The following is a 22,083-nucleotide window of genomic DNA, read 5'->3' as shown; positions in this document are numbered from 1 at the left end:
GACGCCGTCCCGAGGCCGGCGCTCGAAGCCTAGAGGCGCACGCCGAGGAGCGCGTCGAGCACCGCGGTGACGAGCGCGCCGTCGGCCGGCTCGGAGTCGCCGCCCGCGAGGGCGTCATCGGCCCACTTGTCGACGGCCGCGAGCGCCCGAGGCGCGTCAAGATCATCGGCGAGGGCCTTGCGGATCTCGGCGAGAAGGAGCTCCCCCGATCCCAGCGGGGCGTGCGGGATCGCGTCCCGCCAGTGGGCCAGCCGTGCCTTCGACGCGTCGAAGAGCTCCGCGGTCCATTCCCAGTCGGAACGGTAGTGGTTGGCGAGGATCGCGAGCCGGATGGCCTGCGGCTCTTCGCCGGCCGCGCGCAGCTTTGAGACGAGGACGAGGTTTCCGAGCGATTTGCTCATCTTCTGCCCGTCGAGCCCCACCATGCCCGTGTGGGCGAAATGCCGCGCGAGCGGCACGTGGTGCAGCGACCATGCGTGGCCTGCTCCCATCTCGTGATGCGGGAACGCGAGGTCGGAGCCGCCGCCCTGGACGGTGAACGGTGCCGGGAGGAAGCGCTGCGCGATGACCGTGCATTCGATATGCCAGCCGGGACGGCCTCGGCCCAGAGTTCCGCCGTCCCAATGGGGCTCGCCGAGCCGGGCCTCGCGCCACAGGATCGGATCGAGCGGGCTGTGCTTGCCCGGGCGTTCGGGGTCGCCTCCCCGCTCGCCGAAGACTGAGATCATCTCCGCGACCGTGAGGTGCGAAACCTGCCCGAGGCGCCATGCCTCGGGTAAGTCGGCCCTGCGCGTCGCCTCGGTCACGTCATAGTAGATGTCGCCGTCGGGCTCGCCCTCCGAGCCGGCGAGCTGGTAGGCGAGCCCCTCGTCGAGGAGCCTCTCAACCTCGGGGACGATCCACGGGATCGACTCGACCGCACCGATGTAATGGTCCGGGGGAAGCACGTTGAGCGCTTCCATGTCGGCCTGGAAGAGGGCGATCTGCTCCTTCGCGAGGGTCCGCCAGTCGACGCCGGTCGCGTCCGCGCGCTCAAGGAGCGGATCGTCGACGTCGGTCGTGTTCTGCACGTAGGCGACGGCGCTTCCCGCGTCTCGCCACACACGGTTGAGCACGTCGAACGCGACGTAGGTCGCGGCATGTCCGAGGTGGGTCGCATCGTACGGCGTGATCCCACACACGTACACCGACTGCTCGGCGGCCGTTGGAAGCTCAGCAAGCTCGCCGCGGGCGGAGTCCCACAGCCGGATCGATCCGCTCCGACCGGGGAGGGGAGGAACGGGAGCCTGGCGCCAAGTCTTCACCCCACAAGCCTAGTGCCAGGGCGAGCGCGCCCCGCAACTCGTGCGCCGCAGGACCCGGACGGCCTAGCCTTGTTCCTCCCCGCCCTCTTCGAGCAGATCTATCGGAAGGTCTTCGCCGTAGGCATCGTAGAGCGCGTCGGCATAAGCCTCGAAGGCATCCGCGACCGCGAAATAGGCGGTTTCGACGGCAGGATCGTCATCGCCGCGGCGGGAAGCCGCGGCCACAAGGTGTTCCTCGAGGGCCGCCGTGAGCGAATTGAGGGCAACGCGCGGGTCGATGCTCATGGCCCCCACGGTAATCTGATTCCGGGGCACTGCCTAGACGGCCCCCGGCGCCGAAGGCGATGTTGGCATACGTCAGGAAGCGAGGCCATGAAGGAACGGATCCTCAGCTCGAGTCCTGCCAGCGGGGCACTCAAGGGGCCGTACGAGTATCTCGTGCTGTCCGTCAATCCGGGAGAGTCGCTGGCCGAGGCCCGCCAACGTGTGCGGGAGCACGCAGAATACGGCCGATGGGAGCTCGAACGGAGCCGGCTCTACATGGGCGGGGGTCGGATGTACTGGCTCCGACGACGGGTCATGGTCGTCGAGCGGACTCCGTAGCCGTCTCAGTCCTCGAGCGGCCCGAGAAGGGCGTTCGCAACGGTCGCGTGCGCAGACTCGGGATCGGACGGGTGGTACAGGCCCGCGAGCACGTCGCGGTAGAGCCGCTGGAGCTCGTGAGAGCGGAAATACCCTCCCCCGCCGCCCACGCGGACGGCCGTGTTGACAACGCGGCGGGCCGTCTCGGTCGCCCGGTGCTTGAGGCCGCTGAGCGCCGGGAACCAGGCGGTGCCGCGGTCGACGAGGGCGTCGACGTCGTCCGCCACCCGCTCGAGCTGCGGCAGCACGCCGTCGACTGCCATCGAGGCATCGGCGAGCTGCCAGCGGATGTCGGGATCTTTCGCGTACGGCCGACCGCCGTTCTTGAGTGACGTGCGCCGGTGCGCCGCCTCGACACCCAGCGCAAGTGCACGCTCTGCGATCCCTGTGTACACGGCGGCGAGCAGGGTCTCGAAGACGGCGAAGATCCCGAAGACGAGCAGATCCGGATTGGGACCGACCGGCAGCCGTCGAACAATGCGGTCGGCGGGCGCGTGAACGCCCTCGAGGATGGTCGTGCACGACTGGCTCGCGCGCATGCCGAGCGTGTCCCAGTCATCGAGATGCCGCCACCCCGGCGCGTCGCGGCGGATGAAGCCGTACACGAGCGCCGGCTCCGGGCCGGTCGTGTCCTTGCCGAACGTGCCCATGCGGGTCCAGACGGGGGCGAGGCTCGTGAAGACTTTCGTCCCCGTGAAACGGTAGCCGCCATCGGCGTCGGGAACGGCCGCGGTCACCGAATCGAACAGGACCGAATCGTTGCCCGCCTCGGATATCCCGAACGAGAAGACCTCACCAGCCGCCGCTTCGTCGAGGACGAAGTCGAGCGCCGTGTCGCCGCGTGTCTGGAAGACACGTGCGACGCCGGTCCACACGAGGTGCATGTTGACCCCGAGCGCCGTGGCCGGCGCGGCCGCGGCGAGGCGCCGCTGAAGGCGAACGACGTCGGCCAGGCTGGCTCCCAGCCCGCCGGCGGCTTCCGGGACGAACGCCTTGAGGTAGCCGGAGGCCGCGAGCTCGTCGAAGTCCTCCCGGAAGAACTCGTTGCGCTCGTCGTAGCCGGGCGCCCTCGAGTGGATGCGCTCGATGAGCGCTTCCGGCAGCACAACAGAGGGATCGAGGTTCATGCCGCCTCCTTGTCGTCGAGGGTCCCCGGCGGGCGCTTGCGCTGCAGTGGATCAGTACGTCGTCAGGAGGCGCCGCAGCACGCGGGCTCCGAACTCGAGCGAAGCCGCCGGGACACGCTCGTCGACGCCGTGGAACATGCCGGTGAAGTCGAGGTCGGAGGGAAGCTGGAGCGGCGCAAAGCCGTACCCCGTGATGCCAAGGCGGCTGAGCGACTTGTTGTCGGTCCCACCCGAGAGCGTGTAGGGAAGGACCTTCGCCCCGGGATCCTCGGCCTCGAGCGCCCCGACCATCGCCTCGACGAGCGACCCCTCGAACGGGGTCTCGAGCGAGACATCGTGGTGGACGTAGGCGAGGTCGACGCCGTCGCCCGCCAGTTCCCTGATCTTCTCGAGCACCAGCTCGTCTTGGCCCGGGAGCGTGCGGACGTCGACACGAGCTTCGGCGTGCCCTGGGATCACGTTGTCCTTGTAGCCGGCCTTGAGCACCGTGGGGTTCGAGGTGTTCTGAAGCGTCGCGCCAACGAAGCGCGCGAGGGTGCCGAGCTCCTTGAGGAGGATCTCCGGATTCTCCTGGTCGAACTCAATGCCCGTGAGCTCGGTGACGCCATCGAGGAATCGACGGGTCGTATCCGTGAGCTCGATCGGCCACTCGTAGTCCCCGATCCGCGAGACCGCGCGCGCGAGCCGTGTGACGGCGTTGTCCGTGTTCGTCTGCGATCCGTGTCCCGCGCGCCCCGACGCCGTGAGCCTGAGCCACGAAAGGCCCTTCTCCGCGGTCTGCAGGAGATACGTGCGCTGGCCCCCGATCTCGGCGGAGAAACCGCCGACCTCGCTGATCGCCTCCTTCGCGCCGTCGAACAGCTCGGGGCGGTGATCCACGGCCCATCGGGCACCGTAGGTGCCTCCCGCCTCCTCGTCCGCGAACATCGCGATGACGAGATCGCGCCTCGGGCGGGTTCCGGTGCGCTGGAGCTCCCTGACGACCGAGAGGACCATCGCGTCCATGTCCTTCATGTCGACCGCGCCGCGCCCCCAGATGAGCCCGTCTTTGAGCTCGGCGGCGAAGGGGTCGACGCTCCAGTCTTCCTTCTGCGCGGGAACCACGTCGAGATGCCCGTGCACCACGAGCGCGCTCGCCGAAGGATCCGTGCCCTCAAGGCGGGCGACGACCGACGCGCGGCCAGGCGCCGATTCGAAGATTTCCGCAGCGAGGCCGACCTCTTCGAGGAGTCCCGCCGTGTACTCCGCCGCTGCGCGCTCCCCCGGGCCGGCGGCGTCGCCGAAGTTGCTCGTGTCGAACCGGATGAGGTCCCGGCAGATCTGGACTACCTCGTCTTCCGCGCGGAGCGGGCCCTCGACTGGGCGGTCGGACATGGGAGTTCCTCCTCGGCATCGACGGTTCGGTGAAGCCAGCCTAGCCCGCGAACCCTTGGACGGCTGTGGGAGCTCCCGATTTCTTCATGCGCTCAGAATCGTGTAGAGTTTTATTCGCTGTTCGGGAGGAAAACGCTTCATGTGTTGCTTTCCGAGACCACCTGCGCGGGTGGCGGAATGGCAGACGCGCTAGCTTGAGGTGCTAGTGCCCGTTTAGGGCGTGGGGGTTCAAGTCCCCCTCCGCGCACGTTGGTGAATGCCCCGGTCTGAAGGCCGGGGCATTCGTCGTTTCCACAAGCATCCACTGCGCCGCGCCGCCCGGATTTCCAGGGATCACGGGGTTCGGATCGGACTAGGGCAACGCGAACGAGGGCGACCCGCCACGCCTTGCAGCGTGTCATCGGCCTGCCTCGAATGGTGTAGAGTATCTACTCGTTGCCCCGATGGGAAAAGCATCAAGCGGACCCCTCCGGAGTCACCTGCGCGGGTGGCGGAATGGCAGACGCGCTAGCTTGAGGTGCTAGTGCCCGTTTAGGGCGTGGGGGTTCAAGTCCCCCTCCGCGCACACATGTGATGGCTCGCGACATCCTTCATGGATGACTAGCGACATCGGCAACACCCCCGGTCTTCGGACCGGGGGTGTTCGTCGTTTTAACTCAACCTTGCTACAGCCGGCCGACGCTTCCCACGAAGTGGCGCCGCCCCGACGTCGGGCTCCACCCGGCAAAGTTGGACCGCTCCCACGCGCCATGATCGTCGACTGAGTCCGCGATGTTCAAGCACACGCGTGCCGGAAGGAACACGGGCGCCTCGAACGTCACGTCCCACGCGAACGCGTCTCCCTTCTGTGCGCCGACCTCGGCGAGCGCCCGCGAGGCTGTGTACATGCCGTGAGCGATCGAGCGGCGCATGCCGAGGGCACGGGCCGAGATCGAGCTCAGGTGGATCGGATTGAAATCCCCCGACACGGCCGCGTACTCGCGTCCGGTCTCGGAGCCCAGACGCCACAGGGCGGTTGGAAGGGGCGCCCGGAACTCCCCCCGGGGCCCGGCGGGACTGGGCTTGTCGAGCCCCGGCAGAAAGACGCCCCTCGCGAGGTACGTCGACACGCCTCGCCACGCGACGTCGTCGTTCCCTGCGTGCCGCACCTCGACAACTAGCCCGACCTGCGTGCCGGCCCGGTGGCCCGCCAGCCCCTCGGCCCAGGCCGTGACTTCGAGGAGGTCTGGATACAGCACGGGAAGGCGATACTCGACCTTGTTCCGCACATGGACCATCCCGAGGAGCGGGAGCGGGAAGTCCTCCCGGGCCATGACCGACATCGCCGCGGGGAAGGCGAGCGCGTGCAGGTAGCCCGCCGGAGCGATGTCGAGCTTCGTCTCGCCAAGAAGGGACTGATACGCCGTCATCTTCCCGAGATCCGGCCGAACCCCGATCACGTGGTGGCGGGCGGCCGGAAGGGCCGCGCGCATCGCACCCTTTTTCATGAGCTTCTTCGCGGCCTCGCGCGCCGCGCCCACGTACAGACGCGACAGCGAGGGCATCTCCGGAAGCTCGACGGTCTCGATCCCTCGAGCAGGTGCCGCGCTCATTGGCCCACCAGATTCTGCCCGCACACGCGCAGGACGTTGCCCGAGATGCCGCCTGCCGCGTCGGACGCGAGGAAGGCGATCGCCTCCGCGACGTCCTGCGGCTGCCCGCCTTGCTGGAGAGAGTTGAGGCGTCGCGCGACCTCGCGGGTCGCGAACGGGATCTTGGCCGTCATCTCGGTCTCGATAAACCCCGGGGCGACGGCGTTGGCCGTTCCACCGCGCGCGGCGAGCCGTACCGCCGTCGAACGCACCATGCCGACGACGCCAGCCTTCGACGCAGCGTAGTTCGTCTGTCCGCGATTGCCCGCAATCCCGCTTGTCGAGGAGACGGACACGATGCGGGCCCCCGCACCGAACCGCTCGGACGCGAGCAGGGCCTCGTTGATGCGCAGCTGGGCGGCGATGTTGACCGCAATGACGGAGTTCCACCTCGCGTCGTCCATATTGGCGAGGAGCTTGTCCCGCGTGATGCCCGCGTTGTGGACCATGATGTCGAGGCGACCGTGGCGCCCGAGCGCATGCTCGAGGATGCGCTCGCCGGCGTCGGGGCGGGTGATGTCGAGCTGGAGCGCCGTTCCGCGGACGCCGTTGGCCACCCGCGCGAGAGAATCGCCGGCAGCCGGGACATCGACCACCACGACCTTCGCACCGTCGCGTGCAAGCGTCCGGGCGATCGCAGCACCGATGCCCCGCGCCGCGCCGGTGACGACGGCGACCTTCCCTCTCAGCGGACGCTCGGGATCCTCGGGAAGCTCTCCCCCATCTGTGCCAACCGTGAGGAACTGTCCGTCGACGAACGCCGATCTGCCCGAGAGGAGGAAGCGCAGCGCACCGAGCACGCTCGCCGCATCCGCTGGCACACCCTCCGCGAGCAGGATGCCGTTGCCCGTCGCCCCGGCGCGCAGCTCCTTCGCGAGCGAGCGCAGAACGCCCTCGACGCCTTGCCGCGCTGCCGCGACCGCGGGGTCGTCAGCGGTCGACGCGCGGCGGGACACCGTGATGACTCGCCCGCACCCGGCGAGCGAACGGAGCGCCCTGCCGGCGGCAAGCACCGGCCCGCTCAGGTCCTCGGGGCGCTCGACGCTGTCGAGGACCAGAAGGACCGCCCCTAGCTTGGATCGGCGAGCGCCGTCGGGGCCCACCTGAGGCGACGCGCCGCCGTCGTCCGCCCCCTCACGGCGCACCTCGACCCCCCAATCCTCGAGCGCTGCGGCGAGCACGCCTGCCGACGGACCCGACCCGACGACGAGCACGGGTTCCGGAAGCCGCTCCCCTGGGGCATGGCGGCGAAGGGCCACGGGCTGCGGTAGGCCCAGTCGCTTCGCGAGGTCGCGGCCCCAGCCGTGGCTCACAAACGCGGTGTACTTGTCTGTCATCTCGCTCACCCTCAGCGGGCCTCGAGCACGGCGGCGACGCCGAGCCCACCGGCCGCGCAGACCGAAATGAGGCCGCGCGCAGGCCGCCCGTTGACCTCACCGCGCTCATGGAGCTGCTTCGCGAGCGACGCGACGATCCGCCCACCGGTCGCGGCAAACGGGTGCCCCGCAGCCAGCGAGGAGCCATTGACGTTGAGCTTGGCCCTATCCACCTTGCCGAGCGCCCCGTCGAGGCCAAGCCGCTCGCGGCAGAACTCCTCGTCCTCCCACGCGGCGAGGTGCGAGAGGACGGTTCCGGCGAAGGCCTCGTGGAACTCGAAGTAGTCGAAGTCTTCGAACGTGAGCCCCAGCCTGCCGAGAAGCCGCGACACGGCGAAGACGGGCGCCATCAAGAGGCCGTCCTTGCCGTGCACGAAATCCACGGCGGCGGCCTCGCCGTCGACGATGCGGGCGAGGATGGGCAAGTCGTGGGATGCGGCCCAGTCCTCGGAGGCGAGAAGCACCGTCGAGGCGCCGTCGGTGAGCGGGGTCGAGTTGCCTGCGGTCATCGTCGCCCGATCGCCCAGCTGACGCCCGAAGACGGTCTTGAGCGATGCGAGCTTCTCAAGGGACGTATCGGCGCGGAGATTGCCGTCCCGCGTGAGGCCTCGGTACGGAGTCAGCAGGTCGTCGAAGAAGCCGCGCTCGTAGGCCTCCGCGAGGTTGCGGTGGCTTGCGAGGGCAAGTTCGTCCTGGGCCTCGCGTGTGATCTTCCACTGGGCGGTCGTGAGAGCCTGGTGCTCCCCCATCGAGAGCCCCGTGCGGGGCTCGTTCGTACCCGGAGCGACGGGCGCGACGTCCCTGGGCCGGATCTTCGAAACAGCCCTGAGCTTCTGCTGGAGCGTCTTGGCCCGGTTGAGCTCGAGGACCGCTTGGCGCAGCCCCTCGCTCACGACGATGGGCGCGTCCGAAGCGCTGTCGGCGCCGCCCGCGATCGCCGATTCGATCCGGCCCAGCTTGATCTTGTCCGAGAGGCTGAGCACCGTCTCGAGCCCCGTCGCGCACGCCTGCTGGACGTCGTAGGCCGGTGTCTCGGGCGAGAGCGAGGAGCCAAGGACGGCCTCTCGCGTGAGGTTGAAATCGCGCGAATGCTTGAGCACCGCGCCGGCCGCGACCTCGCCGATGCGTTCATCCTGCAATCCGAAGCGCGCGACGAGCCCGTCGAGGGCCGCCGTGAGCATGTCAAGGTTCGAGCTCATGGCATAGGGGCCATTGGCGCGGGCGAACGGGATGCGGTTTCCGCCGACGACGACGGCGTTGCGCAGGGTGGACATCATGCCTCCGTGGGGATGGGGTCACCTGATACTGGTGGATTGCCCGTGTGAGCTGAATTACCGATACCAAGCGTACCTGATACGCTGGGTATCGTGAACCTCCCCCCAGCGGCGCGGCTGCCGCTCCGCGCGCAAGAACCCGCAGCGGACAACGACACGCACCCGGCACCCGCCGTGAGGCAAGACGCCGTGAGGCAAGACGCCGTGAGGCAAGACGCCGTGAGGCAAGACGCCGTGAGGCAAGTAACTGTCGGGCAAGACGCCCTCGGCCACGACACGGAGAGGCGAGACGGCCGCAGCGCGCGGTGGGCCGCCCATCGGGAAGAACGCCGGCATGAGCTCATCCGCTCGGCGCGACGCGCCGTGCATCGCCTCGGTTCCGAGGTGCCGATGGAGGAGATCGCCGCGGCCGCGGGGACCTCCAAGTCGGTCTTCTACCGCTACTTCGGAGACAAGGCCGGCCTCCAGGCGGCGATGGGCGAGGTGGTGCTCGCGCAGATGCAAGACCGCATCGCGGACGCAGCACGGGCGGCGCAGACGCCGCACGAGGGGCTGCGCGCGATGGTCTCCGCGTACCTCGGCATGGCAGCGAGCTCGCCCAACGTGTATGAGTTCGTCACCCGCGTGCCGTCCGGCGGGCCGGCCGACGCTGAGGCCGGCGCGGCGCTCGGGAACTTCTTCGACGCCGTCGGCGGCATGATCGAGCTGCCCATGCAGCGCCTCCTCGCCCCCGGGCGGCACGCGACGATCGCCTTCTGGCCCGCGGCCGCCATCGGGCTGGTCCGCGCGGCCGGCGAACGCTGGCTCGAGACCCCCGAATCCACGCACAAGCCCTCCCTTGAGTCGATGGCCGCGATGATCGCCGACTGGCTCTTCGCTGGCATCTCGGCCGAGGCAGACCCGATCCCCACGAAGGAGCAGCCATGACCGAACTCGCTTCCGAAACCATCGCCACGGCGGGCGAGGCCGCCGACGAGGCGCTCGCCGTCGAACCGGCGTCCGGCGAGCGCGTCGACGTCGCGTCGCTCGCGGAGCAGCTCCTCGGAGGCTGGGCCGAGACGCGGCGCATTGCGCGCGAGCTTGCGGGGCGCCCCGAGCTCCACAAGCTCGAGGGCCTCACGTACCTGGAACACCGCGAGCGCGTCTTCGGGCAGCTCAAGTACCTCGTTGACCACAAGGCGGTCCACCGCGCCTTCCCCAAGGAGCTCGGCGGTGAGGAGGACCACGGCGGAAACATCGCGGGGTTCGAGGAGCTCGTCACGGCGGACCCGTCGCTTCAGATCAAGGCCGGGGTCCAGTGGGGCCTCTTCGGCGCGGCTGTCCTGCACCTCGGCACTGAGGAGCACCACGCGGAATGGCTGCCCGGCATCATGTCCCTCGAGGTGCCCGGCTGCTTCGCGATGACGGAGATCGGCCACGGCTCGGACGTCGCGAGCATCGCGACGACGGCGACCTACGACCTGGAGGCCGAGGAGTTCGTCATCCACACGCCATTCAAGGCCGCGTGGAAGGAGTTCATCGGGAACGCCGCCAACGACGGACTCGCGGCCGTCGTGTTCGCGCAGCTCATCACGAAGGGCGTCAATCACGGAGTCCACGCGTTCTACGTGCCTCTCCGCGACCCCGACACAAAGGAGTTCCTGCCCGGGGTGGGCGGACAGGACGACGGCGTCAAGGGCGGCCTCAACGGGATCGACAACGGGCGCCTCCATTTCGACCATGTGCGGGTTCCGCGCACCAACCTCCTGAACCGCTACGGCGCTGTCGCCCCCGACGGCACCTATTCCTCCCCCATCTCGAGCCCGGGCCGCCGCTTCTTCACGATGCTCGGAACCCTCGTCCAGGGCCGCGTGTCGCTCGACGGCGCGGCGACGGCGGCCTCGAAGCTCGCCCTCACCGCTGCTATCCGCTATGGGACGGAACGCCGGCAGTTCAACGCGTCCTCCGAGACGGCCGAGGAGGTGCTCCTCGACTACCAGCGGCACCAGCGCAGGCTTCTTCCACGGCTCGCGTCGGCCTACGCCATGAGCTTCGCCCACGAACAGCTCTTGGCAAAGTTCGACGACGTCTTCTCGGGGCGTGCCGATTCCGACGAGGATCGCCAAGAGCTCGAGACCCTCGCGGCGGCCCTCAAGCCGCTTGCGACGTGGAACGCGCTCGACATCCTCCAGGAGTGCCGGGAGGCGTGCGGTGGCGCTGGATTCATCGCGGAGAACCGCTTCGCATCGCTCCGCGCTGACCTCGACATCTACGTGACGTTCGAGGGCGACAACAACGTGCTTCTCCAGCTCGTCGCCAAGCGCCTCCTCAACGACTACGCCAAGGAATTCCGGGGCATGGGCGTCGGGGCGCTCGCGAAGTTCGCGCTCGGCCAGGCGGCCGGCGTGGCCTACAAGACCGGGCTCGGGGCCGTCGCGCAGTTCGTCCGCGACAGCGGCCGCGCCCAGAGGGCCGCGCTCGCGCTTCGGGACGAGGACACCCAGCGTCTGCTCCTCGCCGACCGCGTCCAGACGATGGTCGCCCAAGTCGCGCAGGCCCTGCACGGGGCGAACAAGCTTCCGCAGGCCGAGGCGGCCGCGCGGTTCAACCACCACCAGAACGAGCTCATCGAAGCGGCCCGGGCTCATGCCGAGCTCCTCCAATGGGAGGCCTTCACGGAGGCCCTCGCGGAGGTCCGCGACCCGGGCACAAAGAAGATCCTCACGTGGCTGCGCGACCTCTTCGGCCTTTCGCTCATCGAGAAGCACCTCTCGTGGTACCTCATGAACGGTCGCCTGAGCATGCAGCGCGGGCGCACCGTCGGCGAGTACATCAATCGCCTCCTTGCCCGGCTCCGTCCGCACGCGCTCGACCTCGCCGAGGCGTTCGGCTACGGCCCCGAGCATGTGCGCGCGCCGATCGCAACGGGTGCCGAGGCCGAGCGCCAGGACGAGGCCGCGGCGTACTATGCGGCGCTGCGGGAATCAGGCCAGGAGCCGCGCCTCGAGAAGCACGCCAAGCCGACCAAGCCGAGGGCCTGAGAGTTTCGCTCAGGGCCGCGCTCGCGCGGCTTCCGCGCGTGGAAGGCCGGGTCTAGCCTGAGGGCAGGGCCCGGCCACGGGGACCGGGCAGACCTTGGAGGAGGATGCCATGGGTGGCGAAGGATGGGCGCGCAGGGGGCCGTGGGACATGCCGGTGCCGCCGCCGTTCCGCCGCTTCGGGTTCCCAGAACACGTCCGCCGCTTTATGGAGGGCGATTGGGACACCGGGTGGCTGAGGGTCGAGGAGTTCCGCGACGGCGACACGTTCGTCGTGCGGGCGGAGATCCCCGGGATCGACCCGGAGCAGGACGTCGACGTCACGGTGCGCGACGGCGAGCTGAACATCCGGGCCACGCGTCAGGAGAGCAGCGAGAACGCGGCCAAGGAGGGCTACCGCTCGGAGTTCCGCTACGGCTCGTTCTCGCGCGCGGTGCCGCTCCCGCGGAACGCGGTGCAGGACGATATCAGGGCCAGCTACAAGGACGGCGTCCTTGAGGTGCGCGTCCCCGCGGCATCAGACAGCGGTCCCGGTCCCACGAGAATCAACGTGAGCCGCGACTGACCTGGGCAGCGGACGACGACCGCGAGCGGCCCCCCGGGGCCGCTCCCGCCGCGGCCGCGGGGCCGGCTGGGGGTGCCGGCGTTGGCCGTCCGCTCGCTTCGTCGCTAGGCGAGGACCGAGCGGTAAACCTCAAGGGTCGCGTTGCCGATGCTGCCCCACGAGAAGTTCTGCTCGGCCCGGGAGCGACCCGCCTTGCCCATCGCACGTGCTCGCGCCGGGTCCGACACGACTTCGATCAGGGCCGCGGCGAAGTCGCCCACGAACTTCTCCGGGTCCAACGGCGTGCCCGTCCCGTCCGTGACCTGCTCGATCGGGACAAGGAGGCCCGTCGTCCCGTGGTCGACGACCTCGGGGATGCCGCCGGTGGCCGTTGCGACGACCGCCGCGCCACACGCCATCGCCTCGAGGTTCACGATGCCCAGGGGCTCGTAGATGCTCGGGCAGGCAAACGCGGTCGCGTGGCTCAGGACCTGGATGAGCTCGGCGCGCGGAAGCATGCGCTCGATGAGGATGACCCCTTCGCGTTCGGCCTTGAGCCCGTCGATGAGGGCCGCGGTCTCCTTCGCGAGCTCGGGAGTGTCCGCGGCGCCAAGGCAGAGGACGAGCTGGACGTCGGCGGGAAGCTTGGACGCGGCCCTGAGGAGATACGGCACGCCCTTCTGGCGCGTGTTGCGGCCGACGAACACGACCGACGGCTTCTCGGGATCGATGCCGAGTGCCCGCACGTAGTCCGTGCCCTCGTCGCGTCCCCACAGGGAAACGTCGATGCCGTTGTGGACCACGCGGACCTTCGCGGGGTCAACGCCCGGGTAGCAGCGCAGGATGTCGTCTCGCATGCCGTGTGATACGGCGATGATGGCCGACGCGGCCTCGTAGGCGGTCTTCTCGACCCACGACGAGAGACGATAGCCGCCGCCGAGCTGCTCCGCCTTCCAGGGCCGAAGGGGCTCGAGGCTGTGCGCGCTCAGAACGTGCGGGATGCCGTACAGGATCGACGCGATGTGCCCGGCCATGTTCGCGTACCACGTGTGTGAATGGACGACATCGGCGCCCGAGACCTCGGGCACGATGTCGACATCGATCCCGAGGGTCTGCAGCGCGGCGTTCGCGCCCGCGAGCTGAGGCGGGACCTGATGGGACGTGATCGCCGCGCCGTCGACGGTCGCGTCGCGGGGCGCGCCGAAGGCGTGGACCCTGAGATCGACCTCGCGGGCGAGGACCCTGCTGAGCTCAGCGACATGCACCCCCGCGCCACCATAGATCTCCGGGGGAAATTCTTTGGTCACAATGTCAATTCGCACGGGACCAACGTAGTCGGTGACGGGTTGGTGATCTAGTGTGAACCCCGTGGCGATCCTCCGATGACGGAGGGGGTCAGACTGTCCGGAACGACGGAAGACGGGGGTTGCGCAATGGCGCCCAAACGAGTGTTAGCTATCGTCTTGGCCGGTGGAGAGGGGAAGCGGCTCATGCCGCTCACCGCGGACCGGGCTAAACCGGCCGTGCCGTTCGCGGGCTCGTATCGACTCATCGACTTCGCCCTGTCGAACCTCGTGAATTCCGGGTACCGGCACATCGTCGTCCTCACGCAGTACAAATCCCACAGCCTTGACCGCCACATTTCCGAGACGTGGCGACTTTCGACGCTCCTGCAGAACTACGTCGCGTCGGTTCCCGCGCAGCAGCGCGTTGGCAAGAGCTGGTTCCTCGGCAGTGCTAATGCCATCTACCAGTCCCTCAACCTCATCAAGGACGACCAGCCGGACATCGTCGTCGTCGTCGGCGCGGACCACGTGTACCGCATGGACTTCGACCAGATGGTCCAGGCCCACATCGCGTCAGGCGCCAAGGCCACCGTCGCCGCCGTGCGCCAGCCGCTCAGCATGGCGAACCAGTTCGGCGTCATCCAGACCGACGCGACGGATCCGGGGAAGATCGCGGCGTTCGTCGAGAAGCCCCCGACCACTCCCGGCCTCCCCGACGCGCCCGACCAGTTCCTCGCATCGATGGGCAACTACGTCTTCGACTCCGAGGCGCTCGTCGAGGCGCTCAAGCGCGACGCCGAGCGGCTCGACACCAAGCACGACATGGGCGGCGACATCGTGCCCTACTTCGTCGATCGCGGGGAAGCGGGCGTCTACGACTTCACCCAGAACGAGATTCCCGGTTCCACCGAACGCGACCGCACGTACTGGCGCGACGTAGGCACGATCGACTCGTTCTACGACGCCCATATGGACCTCATCTCGCCGCTGCCGGTGTTCAACCTCTACAACTCGAAGTGGCCCATCTACACCCGGCAGAGCGTATCCCCGCCCGCGAAGTTCGTGCGAGGCGTCGGGGGCAGCGTCGGATCGGCGCTCGATTCGATCGTGTCGAGCGGCGTGGTGGTCACGGGCGGCTCGGTTGAAGGATCCGTGCTCGCGCACGATGTGCGCGTCAATGCTGGCGCGCGGATCCTCGACTCGGTGCTCATGGACGGCTGCCGCATCGGCGAAGGCGCGGTGATCAACCGGGCGATCCTCGACAAGAACGTCGTTGTTCCCGCCGGCGCTACGGTGGGCCTCGACGCGAAGCTCGACAAGGCCCGGGGCTTCCAGGTCACCGATTCCGGGATCACCGTGCTCGCCAAGGACCAGCACGTGCCCGAGCCGGACGACGACGAGCGCAAGCTTGCCGCGGCCTGGGCCTCCAAGCATCCGGCCGACTACGAGGACCACGCCGCCGCTACGTCGCACGGTGCCCACGCAGCCACCGCGGCAGCCGACGACGGCGCCGAGGCGGGCACGCCGTCGTCGTCCGTGCGCGAAGCAGCAGAGGTGCAGCCTCGCTAGACCCCTCGGTAGACTAGGAGGTCATGAGCTCCACCGATCCCGCGTCCACCGAGGCATTGAGCCCGGAGGAAATCCAAGCCTGCCTCAAAGTGCTCGGGAAGATCCACGAGTACGACGAGGAGCACCCGGACTTCATCGCCGTGCGGCGCGCCACGGGCAAGATGTTCAAGGCGCACCGGCGCTTCACACGGACCCAGAAGCGGGATGCGATCGCCGAGGCCGACCGCACCGTCATCGCCCAGACGGCGACGGCGGCCCCCGATCGCATCGACGATGAGACCAAGGGCAACAAGCTCAAGCCCTCGGCCACCGGAGAGGTTGCCGGGCACCTCATCAAGGCACGGGCGTGCTACATCTGCAAGCAGCCGTACACGCAGGTGGATGCCTTCTATCACCAGCTGTGCCCCGAATGCGCGGCATTCAGCCACGCGAAGCGCGACGCGCGCACGGATCTGACCGGTCGGCGCGCCCTCCTCACGGGAGGGCGCGCCAAGATCGGGATGTACATCGCGCTCCGCCTCCTCCGCGACGGCGCCCACACGACGATCACGACGCGCTTCCCCAAGGACGCGGCACGGCGATTCGCCGCGATGGAGGACAGCGGGGAATGGTTGCACCGCCTGCGGATTGTCGGCATCGACCTGCGCGACCCGTCTCAGGTCATCTCTCTCGCCGACTCGGTGGACGCCGAGGGTCCTCTCGACATCATCATCAACAACGCGGCCCAGACCGTGCGCCGCTCCCCCACTGCGTACCGCCCGCTCGTCGACGCCGAAGACGAGCCGCTCCCGGCCGAGCTCCTCGCGTCCAACGGCGGGCCCGAGCTCCTTACCTTCGGGCACGCGCATGACCGCCACCCGCTCTCGATCGCGGGGAGCGTCGCAGGACACCCCGTCCTCGCGCCTGATGCGGTCACGGCCCTGGCCCTCTCGACCGGGTCCGCCTCACTCGACCGGATCGAGGCCGGCACGGCGATCGACGCGGGCGGCCTCGTTCCCGACCTCGCGACCATCAATTCGTGGACGCAGGTCGTGGACCAGGTCGACCCCCTCGAGCTGCTCGAAGTGCAGCTCTGCAACGTCACCGCGCCCTTCCTGCTGATCAGCCGCCTGCGCGAGGCGATGCGGCGTTCGACGGCGCTGCGCAAGTACGTCGTGAACGTCTCCGCCATGGAGGGTCAGTTCGGGCGCAAATACAAGGGTCCTGGGCATCCCCACACCAACATGGCGAAGGCCTCCCTCAACATGCTCACGCGCACGAGTGCCGGCGAGATGTTCACGAGCGACCGCATCCTCATGACGGCCGTCGACACGGGCTGGATCACCGACGAGCGCCCCCACTACACGAAGGTCAGGCTCGCGGACGAGGGGTTCCACGCTCCCCTCGATCTCGTCGACGGCGCTGCGCGGGTGTACGACCCGATCGTCATGGGAGAGGGCGGGACGGACCTCTACGGCGTGTTCCTCAAGGACTACAAGCCCTCGCCCTGGTGAGGACGGTGCGCACCGGCGAGCCCAGCGCTCCTAGGATGGTCCGGTGACGACAGCTCCGGACTACGAGGCCGCGGGACGCCGCTCGCGGACGAAGGGCGAGGCGAGGCGCCGCCAGATCCTCGACAGCGCGATCGAGCTCTTCGCGGAGCGCGGGGTCGACGCGGCATCGCTGCGCTCGATCGGCGAAGCGATCGGGGTTTCCCACACGGCCCTTCGGCACTACTTCGCCTCGCGCGACGAACTCCTCGTCGAGGTCTATCGCGCCCACGAGGCGAGCACGTCGGAGGGCATTCGAGACGTCGAAAGTGATCCCGTGCGGGCCATGGCCGCGACGGCGGAGCGGAATCGCTCGATTCCGGGCCTCGTCCAGCTCTACACCACGCTCACGACCGACGCCATCCAAGAGCAGCACCCCCAGACACAGGGCTTCGTGCGCGAGCGCTTCCGGTCACTGCGCGGCGCGATTGCCGGCCAGATCAAGGATGGGCAGGAGGCCGGCACGATTGCCGCCGGCCTTCCGCCTGAGGATGTCGCGGCCCTCATCATCGCCGCGTCCGACGGTCTCCAGATCCAGTGGCTGCTTGACCCGGAGGCCGTCGACGTGGGCCGGGTCCTCTCGCTTCTCGAGCAGCTTCTCCCCCCGCACCCCTAGGGACACGGACACGAGGCCTTGCGCCTTCCCTGGGGGCTCCGGCTACGATCGGTGCAGAAACTTTCCACTGGAAAGTTTACGTTCCAGCCAGGAGTTCCCGCTCATGACCCAGACCTCGGCCACCCTCGAGCGCGCCTCGCTCGCGCGCTGGCGAAATGCGATCGTCGCAGCCTTCGGACTGGGCGGCATCTCGGTCTCGGCGTGGGGCCCCCGCCTGCCCGCAGTCACCGAGGAACTTGGCGTCAATACCGGGACAATCGGGCTGCTCCTCGCATGCGTCACGGTCGGCTCCATCGGGGGCCTCCTCGCCGCGACTCCGATTCTCCATTGGCTGGGAAGCCGGCGCAGCGTGACGGGCGCACTCCTCATCGTCGCGGCGGGGATCGCGCTCATGGGCGGCATGCTCGCCGCCGGACTCCTGCCCCTCGTCGCCGTGGCATTCGCCGTCACCGGCTTCGGCATCGGCACGCTCGATGTGCTCATCAACGTCGAGGGCGCCGCCGTCGAGCGCACGGCCGGCCGCACGCTCATGCCGCTCATGCACGCGGCGTGGTCGGTCGGCGCCGCCATCGGCTCGGGCATCGGGGCCGTGTGCGCTGCGGCTGGGATCACGCCGTCGATGCAGTTCGTCTGCGAGGCCGTGGCGATCGCCGCCGTCGCCTTGGCGGGATCCGGCTCGATCCCGTCCGGGACCAGGGAAGAGGATCACGGGCCGGCTATGAGCCGCGCAGACCACATCCGGCAATGGCTGCGAGGCTGGACCGATTGGCGGCTCCTGCTCATTGGCGTCGTCATGCTGGGCGTCGAGCTCGGCGAGGGCTCCGCGAACAATTGGCTCACCCTCTCGGCGCAGAACGACCACGGCGAGACCGCCGCCGTCGCCGCCCTGTTCTTCACGGTCTTCGCCACGGGCGAGGCCCTCGCCCGCATCTTCGGAGGGCCCGTCGTCGACCGCCTGGGTCGGGTGCGGACGATCCGGGTCACGACCGCCCTGGGCATCGCAGGGCTCGCCCTGTTCATCCTCGGCGGTTCGGCGTGGCTCACTCTCCCGGGCGTCGTACTCTGGGCGATCGGCGTGTCGATGGGCTTCCCGTTGGGGATGTCGGCCGCGGCCGAGAGCGGTTCCAACCCCGCGGCGCGCGTGAGCGTCGTCGCGTCGATCGGCTATCTCGCCAACCTCGCGGGGCCGCCAGCAATCGGCCTGCTCGCCGAATCCACCGGGCTCCTCGGCGCGTTCTGGCTCATCGTCGCGCTCATGGCTGCCGCCCTCGTCTCCGCGGGCTCCCTCGGCGCGCGCCGATAGCAGGCTGCACCACCTCTGCCGGGTGCCAGGCCGTCGGACGTGGACGGCCCGGCGGACTCAGGCGAGGCGCGTGATCTCGACCGAGACGTCCAGGTGCGAGCCGCCGCCGCCCGAGAGGATGCCCTTGAGCGGAGGAACGTCGCGATAGTCGCGACCGCGAGCCACCGTCACGTGGAAGTCTCCTGCCGGCTTGTGGTTGGTCGGGTCCCAGCTTCGCCACTGGCCGTCCCACCACTCGAGCCACGCGTGCGACTGGCCTGCGACGATCTCGCCGATATCCGCCGTCGACCGGGGATGCAGGTACCCGGAAATGTACCGCGCGGGGATGCCCAGGCTCCGGAGCGAGCCGATCGCGAGGTGCGCGAGGTCCTGGCACACGCCCTGCCGCTGGTTCCAGGCCTGCTCGGCGTCGGTCGTGACCGCCGTTGTGCCTGGCATGTAGCTCATCTCGCCCCGCAGCCAGTCGAAGACGGCGTGGGCCGCATCGTGGGGGCCAAGGCCGCCCGCGATGCCCGGCAGGAGGCCGAGCACCTCGCTGCCCGGCCCGGAGAGGCGCGATTGCGGGAGCCAATCGCTGAACTGGTTCTCGACCTCGGGGCTCCGCAGCCTCTCCCACGGCACGACGTCGCCGTCGGACGGCGCACGCTCGACCCGGTGCACTTCGACCGTCGTGGTCGACGTGACCTCGAGGTATTCATGCGGCAGCTGCATGTCGAACGCCGTGACGCGCGAGCCCCAGTAGTCCTTGTACGAGCTCACCGCGGCCTGCGACGGAAGCACGCGGACCTGCGACTCGAGCACGACCTGCTGCGGTTCCGTGAGCGGCGTCATGCGTGCCTCGTTGTAGCTCAGCGTGACACGCTTGTTGTAGCGGTAGGCCGTCCGATGGACGATCCGCAGCCGGGTCATGACACCTCTCCCACCCAGGCCTGCTCATCGGCCCGATTGAAGTACTTGCGCGAAATCGCGTCCGAAGCCTGCGCGACGGCGCGCTGGACGCGTTCCATATGCTCGGGCAGCTCGATCATGAGATCGTCTGTCCGGTGAAACTCGAGGAAGGTTCGGGCCTGGCCCACGACCCGCCGCGCGTCGTTGATGAAGCCGACGCGCTGATCAGACGGATCAAGCTTCTCGAGGGCGTCATCCGCATCACGCAGCGCATACACGATCGACCGAGGGAAGAGCCGGTCCATGAGCAGGAACTCGGCGGCATGCCGGTCGTCGAAGGCGGCGCGCCGCGTACGCAGGAACGCTTCGTACGCGCCCGCGCAGCGCAGCATGTTGACCCAGGACATGCCGGCGGTGTGGACCTCGCGCGTCGAGAGCATGCGTGCCGTCATATCGGCCCGCTCGAGCGAGCGGCCGAGGACGAGAAACAGCCAGCTGTCGTCGTGGCTCATCGTGGTGTCCGTGAGCCCACCCACCATCGCCGTCCGCTCGAGGACCCAATGGCAGAAGCGATAGGTCCCCACGACGTCCTTGCGGTGCTGGCTGAGCCCGTAGTACGTCGTGTTGAGGCATTCCCACAGGCTCGACGACACGGTCTCGCGGGCACGGCGTGCGTTTTCGCGCGCGGCCCCGAGGGAGCCAGCGATCGACGTCGCATGCGTGCGGTCGTAGGCGAGCGCATGGAGGAGCTCGGGCAGGCCGAAGTCCTCGCGCTCGGGCCGCGACCCCATGACGGCGAGCAGCTCTTGGGCGACGCTGTGCTGGTCCTCCGGCGGCAGATGGTTCAGGCGCTCCAAATGGACGTCGAGGATGCGGGCCGTGCCGTCCGCCCGTTCGACATAGCGCCCGATCCAGAACAGGGATTCAGCGATGCGGCTGAGCATGGAACCCTCCTCGGGCATTCGGGGTCGTGGGGGCGGGATGGGCGGGAGCGGAAACCCGCCAGCGCGGAGTACTCACTGCTGCTGTTCCGCCTCGCGGTCGCGCCAGCTGCTCTCGACGGGCCAGACGCTCGTCCTCTCGCGGATGCTGATCGAATGGCGAGGCTCGGCCTCGACGGGCACATTGCGGGACTCCGCGAGCACCCAGGTGTCCTTCGACCCGCCGCCCTGGCTCGAGTTCACGATCAGGCTGCCCTCCTTGAGCGCCACCCGGGTGAGACCGCCGGGCAGGACCCACACATCGTCGCCGTCGTTGAGGGCGAACGGACGCAGATCGACGTGGCGCGGGCCGAACCTGTTCCCGCTCAGCGTGGGAACGGTGCTCAGCTGCAGCACGGGTTGGGCGATCCACCCGCGCGGATCGGCAACGAGCTGCCGCCGGAGGGTGTCGAGCTCGTCCCGCGTCGCGTCGGGACCGATCACGAGTCCCTTGCCGCCTGAGCCGTCGACCGGCTTCACCACGAGTTCGTCGAGTCGATCGAGCACTTCTTCGCGCGCGGCGTCCTCTTCAAGGCGGAACGTGTCGACGTTGGAGATGATCGGCTCTTCGCCCAGGTAGTACCGGATGAGGTCCGGGACATACGAATAGACCAGCTTGTCGTCGGCGACGCCGTTCCCCAGCGCGTTCGCGATCGTGACGCCGCCCGCGCGTGCCGCGTTGACGAGCCCCGGGCACCCGAGCATCGAATCCGAACGGAACTGGAGGGGGTCGAGGAAGTCATCGTCGAGCCGCTTGTAGATGACGTCCACGCGCTGCTCGCCCGCCGTCGTCCGCATGTAGACGCGGTTGCCGCGGCAGATGAGGTCGCGGCCCTCCACGAGCTCGACGCCCATGAGGCCCGCGAGCAGGGTGTGCTCGAAGTAGGCCGAATTGAAGACGCCGGGCGTGAGCACGACGACGGTCGGATCGTCGACACCCGCAGGCGCGGTCTTCCGAAGAGCCGAGAGGAGCCTCCGCGGATACTCCTCGACGGGCCTGATGGGCTGTTCGCTGAACGCCTCCGGCAGGCCCTTGGCCATGGCCCTGCGGTTCTCGAGCACATAGCTCACGCCCGACGGAACACGCACATTGTCTTCGAGGACCCGGAACGTGCCGGCGCCGTCGCGGACGACGTCAATGCCCGAGATGTGCACGCGCACGCCTCCCGCCGGCTCAAAGCCGTGGACCTGGCGATGGAAATGCTTGCTCGACGTGATGATCCTGCGCGGCACGACGCCGTCGGCGGCGACGGACATCTTGCTGTACACGTCGTTGAGGAACGCCTCGAGCGCCCTGACGCGCTGCGCGACGCCGCGCTCGAGGACATTCCATTCGTCCGCGGAAATGACGCGCGGGACGATGTCGAGGGGAAACGGGCGTTCCTCGCCCGCGTAGTCGAACGTGACGCCGCGGTCGAGGAAGGTGCGCGCCATCGAATCGGCGCGCGAGCTCACGTCGGCAAGGTCGAGGCTGGCTAGTGCCCCCGCCAGCTGGCGGTACATGGGTCGCGCGATTTGGTCCGGCGCGAACATCTCGTCGTAGGCCCCAGTGCGGGCCGCGGCGACGGCGTAGTCCTCGAAGAGATCCGACATGGACAAAGCTTTACACCAATCGGCGACTCG

General features: G+C 68.8%; 19 protein-coding genes and 2 tRNA genes. 10 read left to right on the top strand and 11 right to left on the bottom strand.

The features are described from left to right. Positions 1-29 precede the first annotated feature (29 nt). Positions 30-1,304: a cysteine--1-D-myo-inosityl 2-amino-2-deoxy-alpha-D-glucopyranoside ligase gene (gene mshC / locus RBS12_RS01690; RefSeq protein ID WP_307964303.1), complete on the bottom strand. Its 1,275-nt coding sequence runs from the start codon at positions 1,302-1,304 to the stop codon at positions 30-32. A 63-nt stretch (positions 1,305-1,367) separates the two neighbouring features. Then, on the bottom strand, positions 1,368-1,589 hold the full coding sequence (locus tag RBS12_RS01685) for a hypothetical protein (protein WP_307964302.1): 222 nt from the start codon (positions 1,587-1,589) through the stop codon (positions 1,368-1,370). A gap of 87 nt (positions 1,590-1,676) precedes the next feature. Between RBS12_RS01685 and RBS12_RS01680 the strand changes: the two genes are divergently transcribed. Next, positions 1,677-1,907, top strand: a complete 231-nt coding sequence (locus tag RBS12_RS01680) for a DUF5703 family protein (protein ID WP_307964301.1) — start codon at positions 1,677-1,679, stop codon at positions 1,905-1,907. A 5-nt stretch (positions 1,908-1,912) separates the two neighbouring features. On the opposite strand, the gene RBS12_RS01675 is transcribed toward RBS12_RS01680, so the two are convergent. Beyond that, positions 1,913-3,073: an acyl-CoA dehydrogenase family protein gene (locus RBS12_RS01675; protein ID WP_307964300.1), complete on the bottom strand. Its 1,161-nt coding sequence runs from the start codon at positions 3,071-3,073 to the stop codon at positions 1,913-1,915. A 51-nt stretch (positions 3,074-3,124) separates the two neighbouring features. Continuing rightward, positions 3,125-4,447 carry a M20/M25/M40 family metallo-hydrolase gene (locus RBS12_RS01670; RefSeq protein WP_307964299.1) on the bottom strand — a complete coding sequence of 441 codons (1,323 nt, stop codon included), beginning with the start codon at positions 4,445-4,447 and terminating at the stop codon, positions 3,125-3,127. A gap of 163 nt (positions 4,448-4,610) precedes the next feature. On the opposite strand from RBS12_RS01670, the gene RBS12_RS01665 reads away from it, so the two are divergent. Beyond that, positions 4,611-4,694, top strand: a tRNA-Leu gene (locus RBS12_RS01665). 234 nt (positions 4,695-4,928) lie between these two features. After that, positions 4,929-5,012 (top strand) — tRNA-Leu (locus RBS12_RS01660). Positions 5,013-5,112: 100 nt separating this feature from the next. Here RBS12_RS01660 and RBS12_RS01655 read toward each other — a convergent pair. Genes RBS12_RS01655 through RBS12_RS01645 form a run of 3 tightly spaced genes read right to left on the bottom strand, consistent with a single transcriptional unit; the run spans position 5,113 to position 8,731 of the window. Next, positions 5,113-6,039: a MaoC/PaaZ C-terminal domain-containing protein gene (locus tag RBS12_RS01655; protein ID WP_307964298.1), complete on the bottom strand. Its 927-nt coding sequence runs from the start codon at positions 6,037-6,039 to the stop codon at positions 5,113-5,115. Then, positions 6,036-7,415, bottom strand: a complete 1,380-nt coding sequence (locus RBS12_RS01650; protein WP_307964297.1) for a 3-oxoacyl-ACP reductase — start codon at positions 7,413-7,415, stop codon at positions 6,036-6,038. Before RBS12_RS01650 ends, RBS12_RS01655 begins: the two co-directional genes overlap by 4 nt. An 11-nt stretch (positions 7,416-7,426) precedes the next feature. Then, positions 7,427-8,731: an acetyl-CoA C-acetyltransferase gene (locus RBS12_RS01645; protein WP_307964296.1), complete on the bottom strand. Its 1,305-nt coding sequence runs from the start codon at positions 8,729-8,731 to the stop codon at positions 7,427-7,429. 90 nt (positions 8,732-8,821) lie between these two features. Here RBS12_RS01645 and RBS12_RS01640 point away from each other — a divergent pair, with 90 nt between their 5' ends. From RBS12_RS01640 to RBS12_RS01630, 3 genes are all read left to right on the top strand, one after another. After that, positions 8,822-9,655: a TetR/AcrR family transcriptional regulator gene (locus tag RBS12_RS01640; RefSeq protein WP_373886453.1), complete on the top strand. Its 834-nt coding sequence runs from the start codon at positions 8,822-8,824 to the stop codon at positions 9,653-9,655. Continuing rightward, entirely contained in the window at positions 9,652-11,748 is a 2,097-nt protein-coding gene (locus RBS12_RS01635; RefSeq protein ID WP_307964295.1) for an acyl-CoA dehydrogenase, read from the top strand. Before RBS12_RS01640 ends, RBS12_RS01635 begins: the two co-directional genes overlap by 4 nt. A 109-nt stretch (positions 11,749-11,857) precedes the next feature. Further along, positions 11,858-12,310, top strand: coding sequence for an Hsp20/alpha crystallin family protein (locus RBS12_RS01630; RefSeq protein WP_373886452.1), 453 nt, complete (start codon positions 11,858-11,860; stop codon positions 12,308-12,310). Positions 12,311-12,414: 104 nt separating this feature from the next. Here RBS12_RS01630 and glgA read toward each other — a convergent pair whose 3' ends face one another. Continuing rightward, positions 12,415-13,611, bottom strand: coding sequence for a glycogen synthase (gene glgA, locus RBS12_RS01625; RefSeq protein ID WP_307964294.1), 1,197 nt, complete (start codon positions 13,609-13,611; stop codon positions 12,415-12,417). Between the two features lie 111 nt (positions 13,612-13,722). Here glgA and glgC point away from each other — a divergent pair, with 111 nt between their 5' ends. The 4 genes from glgC (at position 13,723) to RBS12_RS01605 (ending at position 18,592) form a co-directional block, all read left to right on the top strand. Beyond that, positions 13,723-15,144, top strand: a complete 1,422-nt coding sequence (glgC, locus tag RBS12_RS01620) for a glucose-1-phosphate adenylyltransferase (protein ID WP_307964293.1) — start codon at positions 13,723-13,725, stop codon at positions 15,142-15,144. Between the two features lie 23 nt (positions 15,145-15,167). Continuing rightward, positions 15,168-16,637: an SDR family NAD(P)-dependent oxidoreductase gene (locus RBS12_RS01615; RefSeq protein ID WP_307964292.1), complete on the top strand. Its 1,470-nt coding sequence runs from the start codon at positions 15,168-15,170 to the stop codon at positions 16,635-16,637. A 43-nt stretch (positions 16,638-16,680) separates the two neighbouring features. Beyond that, positions 16,681-17,289, top strand: coding sequence for a TetR/AcrR family transcriptional regulator (locus RBS12_RS01610; RefSeq protein WP_307964291.1), 609 nt, complete (start codon positions 16,681-16,683; stop codon positions 17,287-17,289). A gap of 103 nt (positions 17,290-17,392) precedes the next feature. Beyond that, positions 17,393-18,592: an MFS transporter gene (locus RBS12_RS01605; RefSeq protein ID WP_307964290.1), complete on the top strand. Its 1,200-nt coding sequence runs from the start codon at positions 17,393-17,395 to the stop codon at positions 18,590-18,592. A 57-nt stretch (positions 18,593-18,649) separates the two neighbouring features. On the opposite strand, the gene RBS12_RS01600 is transcribed toward RBS12_RS01605, so the two are convergent. The 3 genes from RBS12_RS01600 to RBS12_RS01590 form a co-directional block, all read right to left on the bottom strand. Further along, positions 18,650-19,501, bottom strand: coding sequence for a transglutaminase family protein (locus RBS12_RS01600; protein WP_307964289.1), 852 nt, complete (start codon positions 19,499-19,501; stop codon positions 18,650-18,652). Beyond that, positions 19,498-20,424 (bottom strand): alpha-E domain-containing protein, encoded by a 927-nt coding sequence (locus RBS12_RS01595; protein WP_307964288.1) that lies wholly within the window; start codon positions 20,422-20,424, stop codon positions 19,498-19,500. Before RBS12_RS01595 ends, RBS12_RS01600 begins: the two co-directional genes overlap by 4 nt. A gap of 72 nt (positions 20,425-20,496) precedes the next feature. Further along, positions 20,497-22,053: a circularly permuted type 2 ATP-grasp protein gene (locus RBS12_RS01590; RefSeq protein ID WP_307964287.1), complete on the bottom strand. Its 1,557-nt coding sequence runs from the start codon at positions 22,051-22,053 to the stop codon at positions 20,497-20,499. Positions 22,054-22,083: the final 30 nt, after the last annotated feature.

It is taken from the genome of Sinomonas sp. ASV322 (assembly GCF_030908245.1).
Classification (GTDB): domain Bacteria; phylum Actinomycetota; class Actinomycetes; order Actinomycetales; family Micrococcaceae; genus Sinomonas.
This window is presented reverse-complemented; position numbering and strand designations above follow the sequence as displayed.